At 65.2% G+C, this 6,987-nt stretch carries 5 protein-coding genes; 1 reads left to right on the plus strand and 4 read right to left on the minus strand.

The genetic code is table 11. The features are described 5' to 3' along the window. Both IVB32_RS11860 and IVB32_RS11865 read right to left on the minus strand, forming a co-directional pair. A partial coding sequence (locus tag IVB32_RS11860; protein ID WP_247410400.1) for a glycosyltransferase occupies nucleotides 1–2,510 on the minus strand: 2,510 nt, incomplete at its 3' end. A gap of 214 nt (nucleotides 2,511–2,724) precedes the next feature. Continuing rightward, entirely contained in the window at nucleotides 2,725–3,315 is a 591-nt protein-coding gene (locus IVB32_RS11865) for a beta-1-3, beta-1-6-glucan biosynthesis protein (RefSeq protein ID WP_085353125.1), read from the minus strand. Nucleotides 3,316–3,643: 328 nt separating this feature from the next. On the opposite strand from IVB32_RS11865, the gene IVB32_RS11870 reads away from it, so the two are divergent. Then, entirely contained in the window at nucleotides 3,644–5,203 is a 1,560-nt protein-coding gene (locus IVB32_RS11870) for a beta-(1-6) glucans synthase (RefSeq protein WP_162496338.1), read from the plus strand. Here IVB32_RS11870 and IVB32_RS11875 read toward each other — a convergent pair. Together IVB32_RS11875 and IVB32_RS11880 are read right to left on the minus strand one after the other, a co-directional pair. Continuing rightward, nucleotides 5,163–5,543, minus strand: coding sequence for a hypothetical protein (locus IVB32_RS11875; RefSeq protein ID WP_018457946.1), 381 nt, complete (start codon nucleotides 5,541–5,543; stop codon nucleotides 5,163–5,165). The genes IVB32_RS11870 and IVB32_RS11875 overlap by 41 nt on opposite strands. A 110-nt stretch (nucleotides 5,544–5,653) precedes the next feature. Continuing rightward, nucleotides 5,654–6,987, minus strand: a 1,334-nt coding sequence (locus tag IVB32_RS11880; RefSeq protein ID WP_247410402.1) for a hypothetical protein, incomplete at its 5' end; no start/stop codon positions are given.

The raw sequence follows: 6,987 nt of genomic DNA on the forward strand, positions 1-6,987 counted from the left end.
GCGACCGCGGCCAGGAACGGCAGGCTCTGCAGCACCAGCACGCCGGCGAAGATGTAGATCTCGGTGATCTGGCGGTAGCTGTTGGAGGCCACCAGCACGCCGGCGCCGATCAGGAGCAGGGCGCCGATCACGGCCTCCCAGAACGCCTGGAACTCGATCGACATCCTGGACAGGCCGCCCTTGGAGGTGCGCGCGAACGCAATGTGCTCGGTGATCAGTCCCTGCGCCACCGCGCGCGACACCGTCCACTGCACGCTCATCGCCGCGATCATCGCGCCCAGCATCTGGCCGGGCTTGATCGCGACGCGCGCGCGGTACATCGACAAGAAGTGTACGAGCGAGACGATGAAGGCGCCGATGATCGGCAGCGTCAGGATCTTGTCGGGGATGGCGATGTCGGCGAAGGCGACGATCGGCACCCAGACGAGGTTGAGCAGCGCCACGACGACGCCGAGGCTTTCGGCACCCAGCCAGTTCAGCCAGCCGAGGCCATATTCGCGTTTCTGGTCGGGCGTCAGCCGGCTCCGTCCGGGCAGGAAGTTCCGCCAGTGCTTCTTGACGATCTGGAGGCCGCCATAGGCCCAGCGGTGACGCTGCTTCTTGAAGGCCTCGTAGGTGTCGGGGAGCAGGCCCTGGCCGTAGCGGTGGTTGGTGTAGTGCGTGGTCCAGCCGAGCTGCTGGATCGAAAGGCCGAGATCGGAGTCCTCGCAGATCGTGTCGGACGACCAGCCGCCGGCCATGTCCATCGCGGCGCGGCGGATCAGGCACATCGTGCCGTGCACGATGATGGCGTTGGTCTCGTTGCGCTGGACCATGCCGATGTCGAAGAACCCGGCATATTCGCCGTTCATGATGTAGTGCATGATCGACAGGTCGCCGTCGCGATGTTCCTGCGGCGCCTGCACCAGGCCGACGCTGGGATCGGCGAACGCCGGCACGAGGTCCTTCAGCCAGTCGGGATCGACGACGTAATCGGCATCGAGGATGCCGATGATCTCGGCGTCGACGGCGGTGCGGTCCATCGCGATGCGCAGCGCACCGGCCTTGAAGCCCTGCACCTTCTCGGCGTTGATGAACTTGAAGCGTTCACCGAGCGCGCGGCAATGATCCTGGATCGGCTGCCAGAAGGCAGGGTCCGGCGTGTTGTTGATGATGACGACGCATTCGTAGTTCGGATAGTTCAGCCGCGACAGCGCATCGAGCGTCTGCTTGAGCATCTCGACCGGTTCGAAATAGGCGGGGATGTGGATCGAGACCTTCGGGCAATAATTCTCGGGCACGTCCTCGACCGGCTTACCTTTCGTGAGCAGCCGCTGCGGCGGCCGGCCGAATGCGACGGCCGCGATCTCGTCGATGCGCGCCATCGCGATCAGCACGAGGGGAACAAGCAGGATCATGCCGAGCGTGAGCGCGAAGGCCGAGCCGAAGATGAAATAGTGCCCGTTCCAGAACGCGAACACGGTGGCAGCCCAGGCGCCGACGCCGTTGGCGGTGGCCGACAGCAGGAACGCCTGCTTCGCCGTCGGCTGCTGCAGCCGCAGGATCGGCAGCGACAGCAGGATACCGACGAGGAGCGCCACACCCATCAGCTTCCAATAATCGGGATTTTGCACCGGGCCGGTCCAGGCAAATTTCGGCTCGCGGCTGGCGTTGAGGATGCCCCAGTACGGACCGACGCCGCCTTCGAAGTATTTCCAGGGCTGATCGATGGCCTCGACGATGTTGTATTCCATGCCGATGGCGTCGGCGCGGCTGACGAAGTTGCGCAAGGTGAGTGCTTGCTGGAACGGACCGGGGTCGGCGTTGCGTAAATTGTAACCCGCGCTCGGCCAGCCGAATTCGGCGATCACGATGCGCTTGCCGGGGAACAGGTTGCGTAACAGATTGTAGCGGTCGACGGCCTGGTCGACCGCCTGATCCGAGCGGAAGTTTTCCCAATAAGGCAGCACGTGGGCGGCGATGAAGTCGACGTTGGAGCCGAGGTCGGGATTGTCGCGCCAGATGTTCCAGATCTCACCGGTCGTGACGGGTACGCGGACCGAGCCCTTGACCTTCTTGATCATCTCGATGAGGTCTTCGACCTTCTGCTCGCCGCGGTAGATCACCTCGTTGCCGACGACGACGCCGTTGACGTTGCTGTTCTTGCGCGCGAGCTCGATGGCGGCCTTGATCTCGCGCTCGTTGCGATCCTTGTCCTTGTCGATCCACGCGCCGACGGTGACCTTGAGGCCGAACTCCGCCGCGATCGGCGGCACCAGTTCCACGCCGCCCGTGGACGAATAAAGGCGGATCGCGCGCGTCATCGTCGACAGCGTCTTCAGGTCGGCGCGGATTTTCTCCACCGTCGGAATGTTGTCGATATCAGGATGAGCCGAGCCCTCGAACGGGGCGTAGGAGACGCTGGGCAGCAGGCCCTTGAAGTCGGGCGCGGGTTCCTTGTCGCGCGAGACTCCCCAGAGGCCGGCGTGGAGCGCGGACACAAGCAACAGAACGGCGGCGACAACCCGCATCGCGGCTAAACCAAAAGGGGCTGAGGGGGCAGGGAAGCGGATCCGACCCCGAGATCCGACCAAGTCCGCGGCAAATGGAGCATACCTCTGCCGCGCGGTTTCACAACTGTCATCGCCTCATGACCGAATGAGGGCATGCACATTTCGAAATTCGCAGCAGTGCCAATTGCTTCTATCGCCGATCGTTCCTGAACGGAGGCTGAAACAATCGCGGCTATTTCGGGGGCGCCGGTGACGGGCTTGCCGCCGGCGAGGGGCTCGCGGCCGGCTGCGGCTGCGCATTGCCCGATGCGGGCGCGGCCGGCTGCGAGGCCGCGGCCGCCGCCTGCTGTGGCTGCGACGCCGGGTTGATCCAGCAAGCGTGCACACGGCTGTCCAGGGTCTCGGCGACCTTGGGATCGATCTGGCCGCCGAAGCGGGTCAGGCAGCGGAAGGCGGCCTGGATGTGGCCGCCGGGGCAGCCGAAACGGTCATAGAGATCGAGATGGCGGAATGCGGTATCGAGGTCGTCCCGCCACATCAGCCGCACCACGCGGCGGCCGAGCCAGACGCATTCGGGGTTGCCGGCCGGGCCGCTGATGACCTGGGCTGCTTCGGCGAATTCGTCGGTGCGGCGCTGATTCTGAGCGGCATCCTTGGCCGTGTCGGCGGGCTGGGCGGCTGCCTTGCTCTGGTCGGGGGCGGGCGTGCCGCTCTGGGCGGAGGCCGCGCCGATACCCATCAGGATGACAAGGGAAGAAACGGCCAAGGTGGCGGCGAACTGCCGCAGGACCGCATTTCGTAACTCGAACACCCGTTGCCGCATGAATTCCCCAATATATCACTGACCGTCCGCGTCAGGACCTTCGCGGACGCGCCGGTGATGGCGTCCAAATGGGTCTCCAATGCGGCGGAAAAGTCCTCCCGAGTCCATGGCCTGAATCTGGAATTTTGTCCAGCAAAGTCACGATCCTAGGCCTCGGTCGAACGGCCGCAGGTAAATTCCTCAGGGGAGGGATGGATCCATAACGGAGTCACCCCCTTGGCAGACGGCGTGCTAGCAGGTAATCGACGGCCCTTCGCGGAGGACGGAACCGATTTCTCTTCGTACGCCACTGGCGCTTCTGCTCGTTTCATTGGGTGCGATCGCTGCCGTGTGGTGGTGGCTTGCCACGCCGATCTCGCTCGCGCGCGCCCCGATCGATCCCGCCGACAAGGTCCAATGCGTCTCCTACGCGCCGTTCCGCGGCGAGCAGTCGCCGCTGAACGCATGGACTCATATCGAGGCCGATCAGATCGAGCAGGACCTGCGCCAGCTCAAGGAGATCACCGACTGCGTCCGCACCTATTCGATGGAGAACGGGCTCGACCAGGTGCCGGCGATCGCGGCCCGGATCGGCGGGCTGAAGGTGCTCCAGGGCATCTGGCTCTCCAGCAACCGCACCAAGAATTTCGAGCAGGCCGCGCTCGCCATTCGCCTTTCCAAGGATTTCCCCGGGATCATCACCAGCATCATCGTCGGCAACGAAGTGCTGCTGCGCGGCGAGATGACGACCGCGGACCTCGTCTCCATCATCCGCTCGGTGAAGGCGCAGGTCAGCGTGCCCGTCACCTATGCCGATGTCTGGGAGTTCTGGCTCAGGAATCGCGAGATCTATGACGCCGTCGACTTCGTCACGATCCACATCCTGCCCTATTGGGAAGACAATCCGGTGCGGGCCAAGTTCGCCGCCTCCCATGTCGAACAGATCCGCGAGCGCATGGCGGTCGCATTTCCCGGCAAGGAGATTTTGATCGGCGAAACCGGCTGGCCGAGCGAAGGGCGCATGCGAGATGGCGCGCTGCCGTCGCGCACCAACCAGGCGCGCGTGGTCTCGGAGATCCTGAGTCTGGCGAAAGCGCAGAAATTCCGCGTCAATCTGATCGAGTCCTACGACCAGCCGTGGAAGCGCAAACTGGAAGGCACCGTCGGCGGCTATTGGGGCCTCTATGACTCGGTGCGCCGGAGCCTGAAATATCCGCCGGGCGAGCCGATCAGCAATTTCCCGTACTGGAAATGGTACATGGCCGCCGGCATGGGCCTCTCCGTGCTGGTGTTCGCGGTCGCGGGCCTGACGTTGCGGCGCAGACCCTGGACGCCGCGCTTCTCGTCCTGGCTCGGCGTGGCGATCTCGGCAACCTCGGCCGGCATTCTGCTCGGGATCGGCGCCGACAAGATGTACTACGAGAGCTACGGCATCGGCGGCTGGCTGCTGTGGGGCGCGCTGCTCGCGGCTGGCATCCTGTCGCCGATCTTCTGCGCGCAGGCGATGGTGATCGGCCGCAGCCTTCCGACCTTCCTCGATCTGCTTGGTCCGCGCGAGGGCCGGAAATGGTCGAAGCTCACCGCCGTGCTCGGCTTGACGCTGGCAGTGACGGCGGTCATCGCGGCGCAGACCGCGCTCGGATTCGTGTTCGACCCGCGCTACAAGGATTTCCCTTACGCCGCGCTGACGATGGCGGTTGTGCCGTTTGCGCTGTTGATGCTGAACCGGCCGCAGATCGGCCAGCGTCCGATCGCGGAATCGGTCTTCGCCGGCGTGCTGACGCTGTCGGCGGCCTATGTGCTGTTCAACGAGGGCCGCGACAATTGGCAGTCGCTGTGGACCTGCGCGATCTATCTCTTGTTCGCGCTCACGCTGTGGCGGGCGCGGGCCGAGCAAATCCAAGAATGAGCAGGCCGATCGCCAGGCCCGACAGCACGACATTGTAGAGCACGATGCCAAGGCCCGCGGCGATGATGCCGGCGGTGAGCAGCACGATGGACGGCCGCATCAGGTTCAGCGTTGCCACCACCAGCGCGACGATGCCGAACACCGAATTCTTGAACAGCACGGTCGAGACCGAGCGCGCCTTGCAGACCAGGGTCTGAAGCCCGGCGTCGCAGGCGAGACCGACCTGCGAGTTTTCGATTCCGAGATAGCGCAGATAGAGCGCATAGCCGACGCTGGCGAAGCCGACGACGATTAGGAACTGCACCTGGTAGGGCGTGAGGCGGAAGGGCTTTTTTGTCATGGCGGCAATATGGTCGGGATGGTGGAACGGGGCAACAGGGGAGGCGCAAGTTTCTCGCGACCTGCGTGAGATCCTTCACCCATTACGCTGATGAATTGCCGCGAGGTAAGCTACCTTCTGAAGAACGACGACAGCGTTGATCCCGCCGACGCCGTCTCGGGCTTCGGCTGTGCGGCCGGCTGCGCCGCAGGAGCAGGCGCGGGCTCCTCGCGCTTCGATGAGCGTTTTGAGGAATAGCTGCGGCGACGCTTGTCGGGCTTGGCGGCCGGCGCGGGCGCTGGGGCGGTCTCGGCTTGCGGCACCGAGTCCTGGGGCTTGTCGGAGTCCTTCTCCTGAACCCTGTCTTGGGTCTTGTCTTGGGTCTTGTCTTGGGTCTTGTCTTGGGTCTTGTCTTGGGTCTTGTCTTGGGTCTTGTCCTGCTTCTTCTCTTGGCCGCCGCGCATTGACAGCCGCTGGCCGTCGAACACGGTGGTCTCGCAGTGGCGGTCGTTCTCGGCGAGGCCGGCGCAGAGTTTTGCTGCAGCCGCTGCATTGATCAGCGGACCGGCGCCGAGGCGGATCTGCATGCCAAGGCCGGTGTTGCCTTCCTTGATCATGATGATCGGCCGCAGCGCTGCGATTTCGGGATTGGATTTGGTGACCCCGCGCCACAGCGCGCGCAGGCCATCGAGCGAGTTGGCGCCACCGAGATCAATCGCAAAGCGCGTCTGCTGGACCGCGATCGCGGGAGCCTCGCTTTCGGCGGCCTCCGGCGGCTTGGCAGGTGCCGCGGCGACTTCGATCGGAGCGGGCGCCGGTTCTGGCTTCGTCTCGGCAGCCTTCTCGGTCGCCTTCTCTGCGGCCTCGGGCTGAACCAGTTTCGGGGCGGCCGGATCGGGCGGCGCCATGATCGATTTGGATGGGACCAACGGAAGCATCGGCAGTGCCGAATTCGTCGCCGGCGACTGCGCGACCAGCGAGGCCGCGGCCGCGCTCTGCGGCGGCGGACTCCACGGCTCCTTTGCGGCCTCGGCGCGCGGCTTGTCGTTGGCCGGAGCCGGTGTCGAGGCGACCTGCGCGATGCCGGGCGCCGGCGGGCCGATCAAGGCCGGCGCGTCCTGCGGCTTCGCAACGGACGCCTGCGGCGGCGTTGTCGTCTGCTTGGCGATGGCGCCGGTCACGGAATCGAGCCCTTGCTCCAGCACGGTGACGCGCGAATAGAGCCGGTCGCGATCGGTGTTCAGCGTCTCGATGGCGGAGGCGAGCCGGCGGGCCTCGTTCTGGCTCTCCTTGGTCAGGATCTGGAGCCGGTCGGCCTGGCGCGCGAGATCGGCGGATGCGACCTGGTCGCGCCGCCAGCCGAGTTGGGCCTGGTTGGCGAACACGGCAAGCACCACGGCGGCGACGGCCGCCACGCCCCATGAGCCCAGCCGCCACATCATGCCGCGATCGAACGAACTCTCCT

The sequence above is a fragment of the Bradyrhizobium sp. 23 genome, assembly GCF_023073295.1.
In the GTDB taxonomy this organism is placed as follows: Bacteria; Pseudomonadota; Alphaproteobacteria; order Rhizobiales; family Xanthobacteraceae; genus Bradyrhizobium; species Bradyrhizobium canariense_D.

What these genes read in the sequence shown, in the direction of transcription:
- IVB32_RS11875 (WP_018457946.1), bottom strand. Translation starts at nt 5,543, where the DNA reads ATGACAAAAAAGCCCTTCCGCCTCACGCCCTACCAGGTGCAGTTCCTA.
- IVB32_RS11865 (WP_085353125.1), bottom strand. Translation starts at nt 3,315, where the DNA reads ATGCGGCAACGGGTGTTCGAGTTACGAAATGCGGTCCTGCGGCAGTTC.